Source organism: Bacteroidia bacterium, from assembly GCA_027493955.1.
GTDB lineage: Bacteria > Bacteroidota > Ignavibacteria > SZUA-365 > SZUA-365 > JAOSJT01.
This window is the reverse complement of record JAOSJT010000001.1, coordinates 3,073,261-3,088,400: the sequence shown is the minus strand read 5'-3', so window position 1 is coordinate 3,088,400 and position 15,140 is coordinate 3,073,261. Positions and strand designations below refer to the sequence as shown.

The following is a 15,140-nucleotide window of genomic DNA, read 5'->3' as shown; positions in this document are numbered from 1 at the left end:
TCCGAAGATAAAAACTTTGCAACTCATGTATATCAACATGTGTCTGTTATGCCACCAGTGTCGTGGCGAAGTCAGGAACAGAATTCGCAGAAAGGAAGAAGAGGGGAACGTGACGCAGCCCTCGACTACGCTCAGGGACCGCCGCGGAGGGATATTATCTTGGCGCGGGCTTTGGTCATCCACATACGTGCGCTCTGCTCTCAACTCACTGCTCTCCGTTGCGGAACCGAAGTGATATGGAAATTGGTTATCCCTTGCGTACGGAGCACATTTTTTTTCACAGGTTGATTTTTGCAATGACGTATAATCGAATTTTAGTTTTGCTTTTATTGTTGACGCCATCACTCCTTCATGCGCAGGGGGGAGGAGCCATACGCGGTACGGTTACCGATGCGGTGACGAAGGAGCCGTTATTCGGCGCGAATGTGATACTGGTCGGGACGACGTTGGGCGCCGCGAGCAACCTTGACGGCGTTTTCGAGATTCGTGAAGTGCCTGCGGGCATTTACCAGATCCGCGCATCCGTTATCGGGCACAAGCCCCAGGTCGCATCGGACGTTGAGGTGGCCCCGGGCAGAGAGACACGACTGAATTTCGCCCTGCAGCCGTCGGTGATCGATCTGGAGGAAGTGGTTGTCGAGGCGGCCTGGTTTCGTGAAAACGCCGACGCGCAAGTGAGCGCGCAGACTTTGTCGTACGAGGAAATCCGTCGCGCACCGGGAGGATTGGAGGATGTGATTCGCGCTGTGTCGGTGCTGCCGGGTGTGGTGCAGGCGTCCGCAGGCCGCAACGATCTGATTGTCCGCGGTGGAGCTCCATCCGAGAACCTGTACGTTGTGGATAATCTCGAAGTCCCGAATATCAATCATTTCGGGACGCAGGGTGCGACCGGCGGACCGTTGAGTTTTATCAACCTGGATTTCGTGGAAGATGTGACGTTTGCCACAGGTGGTTTCGGTGCGCGCTACGGCGATAAACTCTCCTCCGTGATGAACATACAGCTCAGGGATGGTCGTCGTGACCGGCTCGGTGGAAAGCTCACCGTCTCCGCGTCCCAATTCGGACTTAATGCCGAGGGTCCCATCGGGGAGGTTGGTTCCTACCTCTTCAGCGCGCGACGCAGTTATCTGGATTTCATTTTCAAGGCGGCGGGTTTTGGCTTCGTCCCGGAGTACTGGGATTTCATTACGAAGGCGACGGTGTCTCCCGATCGCCTGAATGAGTTTTCCTTCCTCGGCATCGGTGCGCTGGACAATGTGCGCTTCTTCAACGACACCGAGGATCAGCGCTTCTCGAATTCGCGCATTCTTGGGAACTCACAGAATCAATACTTCACCAGCTTTTCCTGGCGGCGGCTCATGGACGGCGGTTTCATGACGTTCAGTCTCGGCCGCACCTATGTTGATTACTCCTTCCTGCAGTCCGATTCTCTTCTCTCTCCGGTGTTTCGCAGTGACTCGAAAGAGGGCGAAACCAGCCTGCGGGCCGATGGCGTGTTTCTCCTCAGCCGCGACACGGAACTGTCCTTCGGCGCGCAGGGCAAAATGGGACGCGTCAGAGGCGACTTCGCTTTAACGCCGACGGTCAATACGATTCAGACAGGCCCTGCCCTGGATCCGTTGTCGAACGTGTGGGATACGACGGCGTTCAAGGGCTCGGTGTACGCGCAAGTAGCACGGACGTTTTTTGAGCGCTTACGTGTCACGCTTGGCGGCCGATTGGATTACTTCAATCTCATTGACGAGTCCGCCGCCATTGCTCCCCGTCTGGCACTGCGGTACGCACTGACGGATCTCACCACGCTGACGCTCAGCGGCGGCCGCTATCATCAGGCGCCGTCGTATATCTGGCTGGTGTCGAATGCCGCGAACGCGTCGTTGCGGCATGTGCAGGTGGATCAGGCGGTACTCGGTATTGAGCACCTGTTGCGTGCCGATCTTCGCGTGCGTCTGGAAGGCTATTACAAGAATTACGCAGATTATCCGGCGAGCACGGTGCGTCCCTGGCTGGTGCTCGCCAACACGGGTGCGGGTTTCGGCGGCGCGGAAGAGGGCTTTTCGTCCTTTGGTCTTGAACCTCTCGTCAGCGAAGGGGAAGGTGCCTCCAGCGGTGTAGAGCTGCTGCTGCAGAAGCGCATGTCCGACGTGCCCCTCTACGGCATTCTGAGTCTTTCGTACAACAACACGGAGTATGCCGCACTCGATGGCGTGATGCGTCCGGGCCTGTACGATCAACGAATTATTTTCAATGTGAGCGGCGGGTACCGTTTCGATGCCGCCTGGGAAGCGAGCTTCAAATTTCGCTACGGCACCGGTACCCCGTACACGCCGTTCGATGTGAACGGAGAGCAATTGTTCGCGTCGGATTTCAACGCCTCGCGGCTGCCGGATTTTCACTCGCTGGATGTACGAGTGGATCGTCGCTGGTTCTTCAGCGGCTGGAATCTGATTGCGTACATTGATATTCAGAATGTGTACAACCGCAAGAATTCGCAGGCTTACCGCTGGGATCCCCGCAATAATGTCGTGGAGAGCACCGGCGGATCCATCGGGATATTACCTACAATTGGCGTGAGCGCGGAATTTTAGGGGAGAAGTAAAGAGTAAAGAGTGAAGGGTAAAGGGGTCCTTTTCGTATACATCTGTGCGTTCGACCCCTTCACTTTTTACCTCCTCGTGGTCAAAGCCACAAGACGTACCGGCATAGCCCCCTTCACTCTTTACCTCCTCGAAGTCAGAACCACAAGACGTACCGGCAATAGCCCCCTTTACTCTTTACCCTTCACTCTTCACTCAGTCGTCGTCAAAGCCACAAGACGTACCGGCACAGCCCCCTTCACTCCTAATCACTCCGGTGATACAGGTTACAACCGAAACAGGAAAGGCCCCGCAATGACGGGGCCTTTTACTGATGGCAGAGGTGTGATGTGGCTGATGAGAAGGGTGTGTGCGGCGGGAATTGATGTGAGTGGTGTGGTGTGGTACCCCGCCGCGGTGGGATTATTTCACGAGATGCATGCTCCGGGTGAGCGAACGTCCGCCAACCGTAAGCTGATACAAATAGACGCCGCTGGGCAGCGACCCGCCATCGAAGCGGACCTGATGATCACCCGCGTCGAGGCGTCCGTTGACGAGGACGTTCACCTCGCGGCCGAGGAGGTCGTATACCGCCAGGCGGACCGGTGCGTCTGCGGGAAGGGAGAAGCGTATGACGGTTGAGGGATTGAAGGGATTGGGGCTGTTGCGCAACGTGATAGGCGCGGCGCCCTCCACAACGATATCCTGCTCGAGTGTCGCTTCGTATTCCGCGGGATCAACCATGGCGTAGCGGTCCGCGATGTCCACGCGGTGGCCGTCGCCAAGACCGAGCACATCGGCTTCCAGCACGACGTCACGCCCGTTAAACGCCGAGAGATCGATAGTCTTGGCTTCGAGCCGTGCCATAGTGTCCTGTTCATCGGCGGGGAAGTCCAGCAGACGCAGCAGTTCGCCGGTGACGGCGTCGCGCAGGCGGATGATAAAAGAGACAGCCGCGTCTGTTATACCGGTGGCATAGCGTTCGATGCGGAAGCGGAGCGAGCCGCCATCGGCAGTCGGAATGCGGTCGCTGCGCATTTTACCGGCTACGGTGGCGTTGAAGCCGATTTGCAGAGAGTCGTGCTCGGGATTCCAGTCCACGCTCATACCCCTGTCGGTACCGTCGCTCACGCGCAGATCGGCGATACCGAACACGCTGAAGCCCTCGTCCTTCGACAGAATGATTTCCCTCATGCGGGCCGGGACGCGGGTGTCGGCTTTGGTCAGGTGATTCTGCGAACTGTGCAGATGCCAATCGTAGGGCTGTGCCGCCGGCAGACTGAACACATCGAGAAGTCCATCCGCCTTGCCGGACCAGACCGTCATATTCGGATCGAGGCCGTCGGCGTGATATTCGTTGCCGAGCGCGTGGTCGAGTTTGACCGTGCGCAGGCCGCCGATGCGGTCGTTGTAAGTGATGCGCAGGGACGAGGACTTACTGCTCTTGGGTGTCGGCGCCATGGCGGGGCGAGTTCCGACGGTGGGCGCGGTAAGCGCCTGACCGGGATTGCTTGCGCTCACGACGGTCGCGGTGGTATTCCAGCCGCCGGTATGAGCGAGCGTGTTGGGCCGTTCGCGCAGCGCGAACATATTCGCCGGACTGCCGCTCGTACCGCCCGCTGTGGGAGAGGTCGTGGGCGAGGGCGAGTGCCAGCTCACCACGTCGAAGGCGACATGCACATGCCCGAGATCGTCAACGGCGATGGAAGGGGCGTGTTTTGCGGGATAACTGAGCCCGGCGCTGCCGGTGCGCGCATGCACCACTTCTTTCGCGAAGGTGCCGCCCGCAGTCCAACCGATGATGGCCGGGGTTTTCTGCATGCGATCGATATTGATCTGGCTGTGGAAAATGGAGCCGTTTTCTATCCAGGCCACATGAAAGGCCTGCGTCGGATTGGCGGAGGTGACGGGCAGCACAGAGGCGGCGATGCTCGGGAAGCGCGGCTGATCAACGGAATTCGCACGCTGTGCGCCGTAGACCATGACCTGATTATCCACGATGGGATTGCGGTTTGCGATGACGGCGAATTTCAGCACGTTGTAATCCTCCCATACTAAAGCGGAAATGACGGCGTGATCCACGGAGCGTGGTTCGTCGCGGAGAATGGCGAGCACCGGCGTTGCGTCACCGACCATGTTCACCGGAGCGGTGTAGATGGGTTTCCACTCGCCGTATTCATACATGCGCAGCTGCACCTGTCCGTCCACGAGGCAGGAGATGTACGCGCTGCTGGCGATGGCGGCGATGGAGGGACGGGTGGCATGCACACCGGCTTCGGTGACGGCGATTTCGGGCGACCAGCTCGCTCCCTTGTCCGTGCTGCTGATGTACCAGATGCGTCCGTTGCTTTCATAGACGGCGTGATACGAACCATCCTGTGCCAGGGCCACCTTGCGCTGCGAATTGCTGTTGCTGGGTGCGATCTGTCCCACCGACGTGCGATGCGTTTTCACATGCGCGTTGACGATGGCGGTGTTCTGCAGGAAGTTCACCGCGCGTGTGTCGTACTGCTCGGGATTCAGGAAGGCGTGATGCTGCGGCTGCAACGCGTTGAGCGCGTCGTCATACAGCTCGGAGTAGATCGCTTCCCATTCCTGGAAAATGTAATCCCCGATTTCAGGCGTCGGCCATTTGTGCGCGAGCGTGCTTTTGTCCCAGATCTTCGACGCGCGAATGGAGTAGTGGGGGAGAAGGGGTTCATCCTGATCATAATTGTTCAGAAAGATGCCACCATTCGACGTTGTTGTCTCGTACGGCTGATACCTGTCGAAGATACCGGGTTGATGAATATCCCACTGCGTGCATTTTGACGGATCGACGTGCCAGGGATCACGAAAACTGGGGTAGTCGCTTGTAAGAGGCTGGCCAAGCTCGCCCATAATTTGAATAGTTGGGACAATGTAACGCTCGGAGTGTCGATAAAAGCAGTTAACATCAGGTTGATTTTCATCGACACGCGCGTCGTACTGGTGAAGTTCGGACTTGAATTGCTGAGCGTACTTCCAGGACGAAAACTTCGCTTGTGTATCCCGATGCATAAGATAGTGAGAACGTAGTGAGAGCGGATCGCCAACCTCTTCATTGAATGGTGTACCCGAGGTGGTTCCCCAATCCGGAAAATGAACATTAAACCGATCTCTGTTGAAGAAATCAGAATAACCATCTGCACCTGTATTGCGAACTACGAAAGTTTCGGGCATAGAAAGTTGATGCGCGAACCACGCCAGCAGCGTTGCTGTGGCTCGAATGGCATAGGGGAGTGTATGGTCGCGTATTGTTTCCATCTGCATGGTCTTCGCCGGTGTGTACCACGTCGACGGATTATAGCGGTCGAGCATTTCGGCTACCGTCCGTGGCGCACCTGCATAGGGGCCATACCCGTCGACATCGTCGCTTGCGAAGGAAGCAGCGCGTTCGCGCGTGCTGTTGAAAATGAAAAACAGCGGGTCGGGATGATTGCTCAGGTCGAGCAGCCCTCCCTGGATGTTGTTCGCATTCCAATATGCGCGATGGGGCGAGGCGATCCAGTTTTCATAGCTGTCCTGATCGCGAATAGTGATCGAGATGCTTCCCCAACTTCCCTGATCTGAGTACAGATCCAGATTCCCCATGTGTATATCACGGTGTGTATGCGCAGGAACGCTCATGTCCGCCAGCAGATGACAGACGCGGCCCAGCATTTCCCATACATAGCGATTCCGCTGTTCCGTTGTGAGCGTGAACATGGAAGAATTGTCGATTCCGGGAATGCTGAGATAGCATGCACCGGTGTTGTACAAGTGTGCGAGTGATTCATAGGAAATCGCAATTTCCTGCGAGGCATGCGTCTGCTGAGGCAGCAACGCCTCGCTCGAATTGTTATTGTAACGATACTTGCCTCCCTGCTCCCACCATTTGTCGCGTATTGCTACCGTCCAGTTGGGACGGATGATGCGCTGTGCCTTGTCCCAGGCCGTCCATTGCGGTTTGATAGTGAGAATCTGATTGTCGTCGTCCATGACGTCGAAAATGCCTGTACCGTTTATAACGATGCCGGATTTGATCAAATAGCGGTTGGACGAGGAGGCATCCCAGAAATGCGTACAGGTCGTTAAGCCCTCAGCGAAACCAGGATCGTTCTTCAGCGATTTTTCGAGCTCGGAATACATACCGTCGGACCAATAATCCTTGCGGCTCATATCAATGTCCGGCCACTGCTCTTTGTTCGCGCTGCCATAGCCGTACACCACGTCTTCGGCATCCTCTCTCCAGGCGCCGGCGAGTATGGTTTTCGCATCCCAGGGCGTTGATCCCGTATTGAGCGGAAGACCCTCGGAGTCCATGTGTTTTTCCAGCTTTTTCGCAGCAACGGGATCAAGTCGCTGCAACAGCTTGTAGGCCTCGGCCACGATATACTGATGCATGGTCTGGCTGTGCTGAATGCGGTTGTCGGGCAGGCGCTGGGCGCCGGCGTTCGCGCAGAGAAGCGCGCAGAAATACAGGGTGAGAATAGCGGTGATCGCCTTCATACATCCTCCCAGGGAGTGTGATGGTGGTGAATAATGAATTGTCCCTATGCCGGAGAACCGGCGTTATTTTTTTCGTTCGCCCCGGAATACGAGGCAGCGCTGCATTTCGCCTATGGCGATGAAGTATACGAGATCCTTTGTGGCTGTCAATCCCATACCATAGCAGATCCCGCTATAGTCCGGACCGATGTCTTTCACATCGATGCCGTTGTAATGATAGATGGTCGAGCTTCCCGTTCCGATGAAGATGTCATTTACGGTATTCGCCTTCAGACCGTAGATGTTCTGATCGGTTTCGAACATCGCGATCGCGCGATCACCGTAGCATCGGTAAAGGTTGCGTCTCGTTGTAAAAACGATGTCATCATGTATTGTGACAGAGACGTCTTCAATTTCATACTTTGACAATTTGAGCACTGTGCTGAACCCACCCTCGCGGTTCATGCGGAATAGCGCACCCACATTGAACTTGCCAGCCCCTATCAGTGCATCACCGTTCGAGAAGCCGTCCACCGCGTTGAAATCATACCCCGGAGCAGAGAGGTGTTTTACATACGCGCCGTCCTTGAAATAAACCAAACTGCTGTCCGGTCCCACAAAAATCCTTGTGTTCAAATCATCAGAGACCCAAGCGTCAAGTGTGGATACTTTATGTCCAAGGCTCCAGAAATCAAGTGAACGCCATCGGCTCCCGTCAAAATGCCATCCGCCTCCGCTCATCATCCAGATATTCCCCGGTCCAGCTGCACAAACAACACGCTTCTCTCCTCCCCAACCCCTTGTCCCATCAGTGATATTATAAATCGTCCACTTTTTCCCATCGAAATGTGCCGCGTTGCCCCGTTTCGTAATATCGTAGCGGCCGTCGTCTCCCCTTTGCTCGAACATCCCCACCACCCAAACGTCATTTTCGGAAATAATCGCCACATCGTTGATCCAGGACAGCTCCATGCCTATGGTATCCACGGTCCAGACGAAGTCGTGACTGGTGGTATCAATGGTTGGAGGGAGGACGGGATCAACGGGAGCGTCGGGCGGATTGTCGTCGCAGGCGAGGAGGAGGACAACACTGAGCAGCATCGCGAGACCAGCCAGAAAACGAGCGCTGTACTGGTGTCCGGCAATGCGGAGACCGGCAGGAGGCGCAGCCGTCTGGAAGGGAGAACGGTGAATGTGAGAACCGCGGTCTTGCGATGCCGGCTGCAGTGTGTCGTCTTTCTCAATAGTCCAGGATAGAATGTCATGCATCATGGTGTATTTCATCTCAATATTCCGCTGCGGGTGAATAATAGGGAAAATGGTGTGCATTCTGAAAGCGGACTGCGTCCCGAATGCGATTACTGCGGTCCGGGAAGCGGGGAGCGAGCTCCCCGGCCTCCCGGACGCGATGCGCCCCACGGTGATGTCGTCACGAATCCGGTACTGCAGACACCGACAGCGACAGCGCCGCTCCCTGCTGCGGACACTCCCTGCGTCCGCCCGGCCGACTGTCCGTGCGATCCAGAACCATGAGGGAAACCTGCTCCGCACCTTCCCGCGGTCCGGCTTGACATCGGTACGATGCCGTACACTCGCCTGCCGACCGACCCCAACGCCATTCTCCCCCAGAGAACAGCCCGGTCCGCGCTGGTAGCGCCGGACCGCGGGGACCCCTGTTGTGCGGATACCAACCTGACGGAAACCCTTCCCCAATCGCTCACGGTCACTGTGTGTGTCCCACCCGCTTCGTGTCCCTCATCTTCCCCGCGCTTACGGTCCGTGATGATTGTGCGTGCTGCCATGTGAACGATTCCTGTCAGGTTAGTGAAAGAAATACAGAATCTTATGGAAATTGAGTCAAAGCTCAATGCAATGTTAAGGAAAATAAATCGCGGTGTCAAGTCCCTAAATCATCATTTTTCATTACAATTTTGTAAGAAATAGGGAATGGTATACCCAGTTATACCGCAAATCTAATAAAATCAACGGCATAGTCAGGGATTTTATTCATGCGTGCAGGGGGTGTGGTCAATAAAATTGTGGGTATAAGATTACCGATTCTTGAGCACGAGCTGTGTGAGATCGGGAATTGAGACCACTGTCTTTGGGGAGTAAAATGTGTATTTGCTTTAGCTGACAGCGTGTGCGTAGGGCGGTGTCGGGTTCTTCCGTGGAAGAGGATATTGTATCTCCGCTTGTCCGTAATTCACGGACATCGTTGTTTCCGGTATCGGGAGCAGTGGAGAAAGCGGAGAATAAATGTCCGTGAGTGTGTGTGTCGCTGCGCTTTATCCTGCTTTGAAAATCTGGACGTACATGCATCAGAGGCGCAGGGGGGAGAGGAGAATGTAACGCAAAGGCGCAGAGATGCAGAGGCGCAGGGGGAGTGGAGAATGTAACGCAAAGGCGCAGAGATGCAGAGGCGCAGGGGGAGAGGAGAATGTAACGCAAAGGCGCAGAGATGCAGAGGCACAGGGGGGAGAGGAGAATGTGATGCAAAGGCGCAGAGATGCAGAGGCACAGGGGGGAGAGGAGAATGTGATGCAAAGGCGCAGAGATGCGGAGGCGCGGGGGGGAGAGGAGAATGTAACGCAGATGCGCGGCGAGGGAGTCTCGCTGAGAGTAATTGACCTGGCTCGAGGATGCGCGGAAATGAGGAGAGGTCTTTGTGCCGGAAATTCCAATCACCGCGACACCGTACGGGACTACGAACACGAGGTGTGGTCACTTCCCGTCCGAGGGAACCTCCCACAGCGGAATATACCCCACATTGCGGACGACGGTTTGTCCGGCGTTGCTGAGTACCCAGTCCACGAAGAGCTTCAGTTCGCCTTCGAGGGGACGGGAGGCGTAGAGATAAAGGTAACGGGAGATGGGATAGGATCCATTCCGCACATTGTCAGCCGTGGGTTTGATGCCGTCGACGGCCACGTGGCGGAGATCCTCGCCGAAAGGGAGGCCGCCATAGCCGATAGCGCCGGGCAGCTCGCGCACGCGCCGTATCACCGCATCCGTACTGGCAACGGTTTCGGCGTCGCGGCTGTACGGCCTGCCCTGCAGTACATGCTCCTCAAAAAAGAGGAATGTCCCTGAATTCGGGGGACGGCTTATGACGGTCACCGGCAGATCGGCGCCGCCGACGGTGCGCCAGTTTCGGATTTCCCCCGTGAACAAGCCGGTGATTTGTTCTATCGTAAGACTACCGACAGGATTATCCGGGTGAAGATACACACTGAGTGCGTCCTTCGCGGTGAGGACGCTGATACCGAGCGAACCGCGCTTCTGCAAGAGGCGGCGTACTTCCTCCGCGCGCAGCGTGCGTGAAGCGGCGCAGAGGTCGGTTTCGCCTTCGATCAGCGCTTCAATACCAGTTTCCGTTCCGCCGCCGTCGGCGTAGACGGCGATCCGCGGATGGACGCGCATGAAATCCTCGGCCCAACGGGTGGTGAGCAGGAGCATGGTATCGGAACCCTTGATGCGCACGGAGGATCGGGTGTCCGTTGTCGTATCGCTCCCGCTGCCGCAGCCGCCAAGGAAGAACGCGAGGATGATAGCAGCGACGAGTGTCCGCCTGAAGCGAGGAAGAGGTGGAGTGCTTTTCGTCATCGTTCCTCCGCGATGGATTGAAGACGCGCGTTGATGTATTTGGTGCCGCGTATCCATTGCGGCGCCTCCCAGGTGTCTGCAAGCGCCGCGAGAGTGGCCAGCAGTACGACGGTGTGATGTCCTACAGCGGCGGTATCGACAGGCTGCTCCGCGTCGTCGAAGGGTGTATGATACCGCTCCTTGCCCCATTCGATGAAACGGCGGAATCCCTCTTCCGGTCCGAGATTCCGATACTCCGTACCCTCCATGACGAGCATGGCAGGAATACCCGCCTGCGCGAAGGCGATCTGGTCGGAACTGGCGAACGCATCCAGGTGATCGAACGCCGGCGGGATTTCCGACACGGTGAGTCCAAGCTCGACGGCAACGCGCCGCAGCAATTGCTGCAGCGTGGAAAATTCGCTGCCGATGCCGACTATGTCGCCGAATGTGTCGATGATTCCGATTCCGTCAATGTTCAGAACGCTGATCGTCTTATAGAGGGGGACGAGCGGGTGTGAACAGTAGTACTGTGAGCCGAGCAATCCTTTCTCCTCCCCGCTGACAAATAGAAACAGAATAGAACGTCGCGGCCGGAATTCGGGTCGGGACAACAGCCGTGCGAGTTCGAGCGTCGCGGCCACGCCCAGTGCGTTATCCACCATGCCATTATAAATCGAGTCGCCCGCGAGTACTGGTCCGACACCGAGATGATCATAGTGCGCCGTACACAGCACCCAGGAATCACGCAGCAGCGGGTCGCTGCCTTCGATAGACGCGGCGACATTGTACGCCAGAAAGTCTCTCTCTTTGAAGCTCCCGGCAAAGGACATACGCGTGTCCAGCGTGAAGCTTCGCATACGTCCCGAAGCATCGAGTTCCAGCACATCCCGCCAGGACCAGGCGGCCCCTTCAAACAGCAACGGCGCCCGCGACGGATTGAGGAGCACGCTCAGATGTGAGGGTACGGTGACGGGAAGGGTGACGTCTTCGAAGGAGAACATCTGCACCCAATCAGACCAGGTATAGCCGACGCTCTCGCGCGGCAAGGGGAGCATGACGCTTCCACGGGCGCCGCGTGACAACGCGACACGCTGCTTCATTTCCGGAATGGCATGCAGGGAAGGACGTCGGCCGTCAAAAAATCCTTCGTCATCCGACAAGGGTTCTCCCGACAGGTACACGACGATGGCTCCGGCGACGTCAATGTTCTGATAATCATTGTAGTCGAATTCCGGAGCAACAATGCCGTATCCGACGAATACCATACGCAACGGTTGGGGAATAAACGTCTGCGCGCCCGTTTTGTAGAGCAAATAGTCCTTGCGCAGCGCGAAATCGTGCATGACGCCACCGGCCGCGAGCTGCAAGCGGCTGTCGCTGAGCGGGACGCTGCCATGCAGAGGGATGGCCTGAAGGTAGCCGCCGTTTTCTCCGGCGGGGGGTATGGCGAGATTCCGCAGCTCCTGCTCGATATACGCGGCGGCAAGACGTTCACCTTTGCTGCCTGTACCGCGTCCGTACAGAGAATCGTGTGCGAGCGCCGTCGCATGCCGGATGATGTCTGCCGCGGAAACCCGCCGCATTGCCTCGTGGACGCGCTTCTCGAGGGCGGATGGTTGCGCGCACGCGAGAAGCGGCGTCAGCAGCAAGGCGGATATAAGACGGAATCGCGTCATGTGCTCCAGGTTTAAGGACAATATACGATCGTCGCGTGAGAGTACGCAGCTGACAGCGGAGCGAATACACTTGTCCCCAAACTCTTTTCGGCGCACTTTTGTTCAGAAGAGATACAAACACAACGACAGGCAATCGAATGACACATACAACCCTGACCATCGGCGGCATGACCTGCAATCATTGCGTGATGACTATACGCAGAGCTCTGGCCGCACTCCCCGGCGTGGACATCCTCGATGTGACAATCGGGACCGCGTCCATTTCCTTCGAAGAAGTGGTGACTCCCCTGGCGAGCATAATCGCGGCAATTGAGGCCGCAGGATACACCGTTCTCGCATCGTGAGCGACGAGACGCCCTCCGCAACCGTTGGCGGGATCCGCACCTTGAGTCTGCCCGTCAAGGGTATGACCTGCGCCAGCTGCGTCTTGCGTGTGGAGACGACACTGCTGCAAACGCCGGGCGTCGAGAAGGCCTCCGTCAATCTGGCATCGAATAAGGCTGTCGTCAGCGTTGCGGCGGATACGGATATGCATGCTCTCGAAGCGGCCGTACGCAAGGCCGGCTACACGCTGACCATCCCGGATGAGAGCGCGCGGAGCGACAGTACGGCCGAGGTCTTTGCCGACGCTGCCTCTGCGGACGAGAGCGACGTCCGTGCATTGCGCAGGGATTTGATAACGTCGGGAGCGCTGACATTACCCGTCATGCTCATCAGCATGCTGACCATGTTTCCGTCGGTCGCGGCGGTGTGGCCGATATCCATCGACGATACCAATCGCATTCTGTTGCTCCTCACCGCGCCGGTGCTGTTGTTTCCGGGAAGAAGATTTTTTACAGGCTTTCTTGCGGCACTGCGTCACGCCACGGCGGATATGAATACACTGGTGGCGGTTGGGACGGGAGCGGCCTTCGCGTACAGTTCGATCGCCGTCCTGTTTCCGCAGTGGCTGCGGCTGCATCCCGGACACGGCGAAGTGTATTTCGATACCAGCGCCACCATCATCACACTGATATTGCTGGGAAAATATCTCGAAACCCGCGCGAAGCAACGGGCCTCCGACGCGATCAGAAAACTCGTCGGCTTGCAACCGGCAACGGCGCGTATCGTGCGCGACGACGGCGACGTCGATATACCAATCGGTGAATTATCGCATGGGGATGTGGTGCTCGTGCGTCCCGGCGAGCGCATTCCTGTGGACGGTACCGTTCGTACGGGCAGCAGCAGCGTGGATGAATCGATGATCACCGGCGAGCCGCTGCCCGTGGAGAAGCGTGAGGGCGACCGCGTGATCGGTGGCACGGTGAATCAGGAAGGAAGTCTGCGTATCGAAGCCACGGCGGTGGGCAGTGAGACGGTGCTCGCGCATATCATCCGTCTGGTGGATGAGGCGCAGGGATCGAAGGCTCCCGTGCAACGCCTGGTGGACAAAGTCGCGGCGGTTTTTGTGCCCATCGTTATCGGCATCGCGGGAGTTACAGGGATTTTCTGGATGGCTGTCGGCGCGGAACTCTCCGTCGCACTGATGCATCTGGTCGCGGTGCTCATCATCGCCTGTCCCTGCGCACTGGGACTGGCAACCCCGGCGGCGATCATGGTAGGTGTGGGTGTCGGCGCAGACAGGGGCATAGTGATACGCAACGCCGAGGCCTTCGAGCGTGCCCGCTCGGTAAATGTGGTGGTGCTCGACAAAACCGGCACCATTACCGAAGGCAAGCCTCGTGTCGTGCTCATGCGTGTCGCGGAGGGAATGGACGAGGCCAATGTGAAAATGCTTGTGGCGGCTGCGGAGCGCAACTCCGAGCATCCTCTGGCGCGCGCGATCCTGGACCATGTGTATGCGCCGGGCGATGTGCGGCTCGAGGCGGAATCGTTTCAGTACGAACCCGGGCTGGGTGTTTCAGCCTTTGTCGGAGCAGATTCTGTGCTGATCGGCAGTCCCGCTCTGATGCGCATGTACGGCGTCCGGCTCCCGGAAGACCTGGACGCGCAGGCGGGGGCAACCGTATTGCATGCCGCGGTCAACGGACATCATGCGGCCACATTCGTGTTGGCTGACGCGGTGCGGCCAAGTTCCGTGCAAGCGGTGGCGGCGTTGCGGAGGCAGGGGATTGAGGTCATAATGCTGACCGGGGATGCAGAGGCGGCCGCAAATGGTATAGCACAAGAGGCGGGAATAGAGCGCGTCCTGGCAGGAATATTGCCGGCGGGCAAGGAAGCCGAAATTCGTCGCTTGCAGGAGGCCGGGAATATCGTCGCCATGGCGGGCGATGGTATCAACGACGCTCCCGCTCTGGCGCGTGCGGATCTGGGCATCGCCATGGGAAGCGGAACGGACATCGCCATGGAGACGGCCGACATGATACTCATGCGCGGGGATTTGCATGGTGTCGTGGACGCCCTCCGACTTTCGAAAGCGACATTGCGCAAAATTCGACAGAACCTGTACTGGGCTTTCGTGTACAACGTCATCGGCATACCGCTGGCCGCCTCCGGTCTGCTCTCGCCCATGATTGCGGCGGCCGCGATGGCGTTCAGTTCCGTGAGTGTGCTGGGGAATTCGCTGCTGCTGCGGGTCGGGAGCGGAGCGCGGAGAGAAAAAAGGACAGACTCCGTAGGATGATGAAAAGATTTGGATCGTGAAACGGTGAAAAGGAAAAAAGGTAAAAAGGTTGGGATCGCTATTACCTTTTCACCATTTCACCTTCTCACCTTTCCACCAGCTATCAGAAGCGGATTTTACGTATCCAGCCCCGCGCTGTGAAACCTTCAGCGGGGGTGCGGTGTTGTGGAATATCTGGAGGAGCTTCCA

General features: G+C 57.5%; 7 protein-coding genes. 3 read left to right on the top strand and 4 right to left on the bottom strand.

The genetic code is table 11. From position 1 onward, the window contains the following. Positions 1–296: 296 nt before the first annotated feature. Positions 297–2,588 (top strand): TonB-dependent receptor, encoded by a 2,292-nt coding sequence (locus tag M5R41_11770; GenBank protein ID MCZ7557066.1) that lies wholly within the window; start codon positions 297–299, stop codon positions 2,586–2,588. A 411-nt stretch (positions 2,589–2,999) separates the two neighbouring features. Here M5R41_11770 and M5R41_11765 read toward each other — a convergent pair whose 3' ends face one another. The 4 genes from M5R41_11765 to M5R41_11750 form a co-directional block, all read right to left on the bottom strand. Then, positions 3,000–7,085, bottom strand: coding sequence for a T9SS type A sorting domain-containing protein (locus tag M5R41_11765; protein ID MCZ7557065.1), 4,086 nt, complete (start codon positions 7,083–7,085; stop codon positions 3,000–3,002). 63 nt (positions 7,086–7,148) lie between these two features. Then, entirely contained in the window at positions 7,149–8,348 is a 1,200-nt protein-coding gene (locus M5R41_11760) for a hypothetical protein (protein ID MCZ7557064.1), read from the bottom strand. Positions 8,349–9,788: 1,440 nt separating this feature from the next. Next, positions 9,789–10,670, bottom strand: a complete 882-nt coding sequence (locus M5R41_11755) for a PstS family phosphate ABC transporter substrate-binding protein (GenBank protein ID MCZ7557063.1) — start codon at positions 10,668–10,670, stop codon at positions 9,789–9,791. Next, positions 10,667–12,328 carry a M28 family peptidase gene (locus tag M5R41_11750; GenBank protein MCZ7557062.1) on the bottom strand — a complete coding sequence of 554 codons (1,662 nt, stop codon included), beginning with the start codon at positions 12,326–12,328 and terminating at the stop codon, positions 10,667–10,669. Before M5R41_11750 ends, M5R41_11755 begins: the two co-directional genes overlap by 4 nt. A gap of 137 nt (positions 12,329–12,465) precedes the next feature. Between M5R41_11750 and M5R41_11745 the strand changes: the two genes are divergently transcribed. Further along, positions 12,466–12,672, top strand: coding sequence for a cation transporter (locus M5R41_11745; protein ID MCZ7557061.1), 207 nt, complete (start codon positions 12,466–12,468; stop codon positions 12,670–12,672). A 62-nt stretch (positions 12,673–12,734) separates the two neighbouring features. Then, entirely contained in the window at positions 12,735–14,951 is a 2,217-nt protein-coding gene (locus M5R41_11740; protein ID MCZ7557060.1) for a heavy metal translocating P-type ATPase, read from the top strand. Positions 14,952–15,140: the final 189 nt, after the last annotated feature.

What these genes read in the sequence shown, in the direction of transcription:
- M5R41_11770 (MCZ7557066.1), top strand. Translation starts at nt 297, where the DNA reads ATGACGTATAATCGAATTTTAGTTTTGCTTTTATTGTTGACGCCATCA.
- M5R41_11765 (MCZ7557065.1), bottom strand. Translation starts at nt 7,085, where the DNA reads ATGAAGGCGATCACCGCTATTCTCACCCTGTATTTCTGCGCGCTTCTC.
- M5R41_11760 (MCZ7557064.1), bottom strand. Translation starts at nt 8,348, where the DNA reads ATGAAATACACCATGATGCATGACATTCTATCCTGGACTATTGAGAAA.
- M5R41_11755 (MCZ7557063.1), bottom strand. Translation starts at nt 10,670, where the DNA reads ATGACGAAAAGCACTCCACCTCTTCCTCGCTTCAGGCGGACACTCGTC.
- M5R41_11750 (MCZ7557062.1), bottom strand. Translation starts at nt 12,328, where the DNA reads ATGACGCGATTCCGTCTTATATCCGCCTTGCTGCTGACGCCGCTTCTC.
- M5R41_11745 (MCZ7557061.1), top strand. Translation starts at nt 12,466, where the DNA reads ATGACACATACAACCCTGACCATCGGCGGCATGACCTGCAATCATTGC.
- M5R41_11740 (MCZ7557060.1), top strand. Translation starts at nt 12,735, where the DNA reads ATGACCTGCGCCAGCTGCGTCTTGCGTGTGGAGACGACACTGCTGCAA.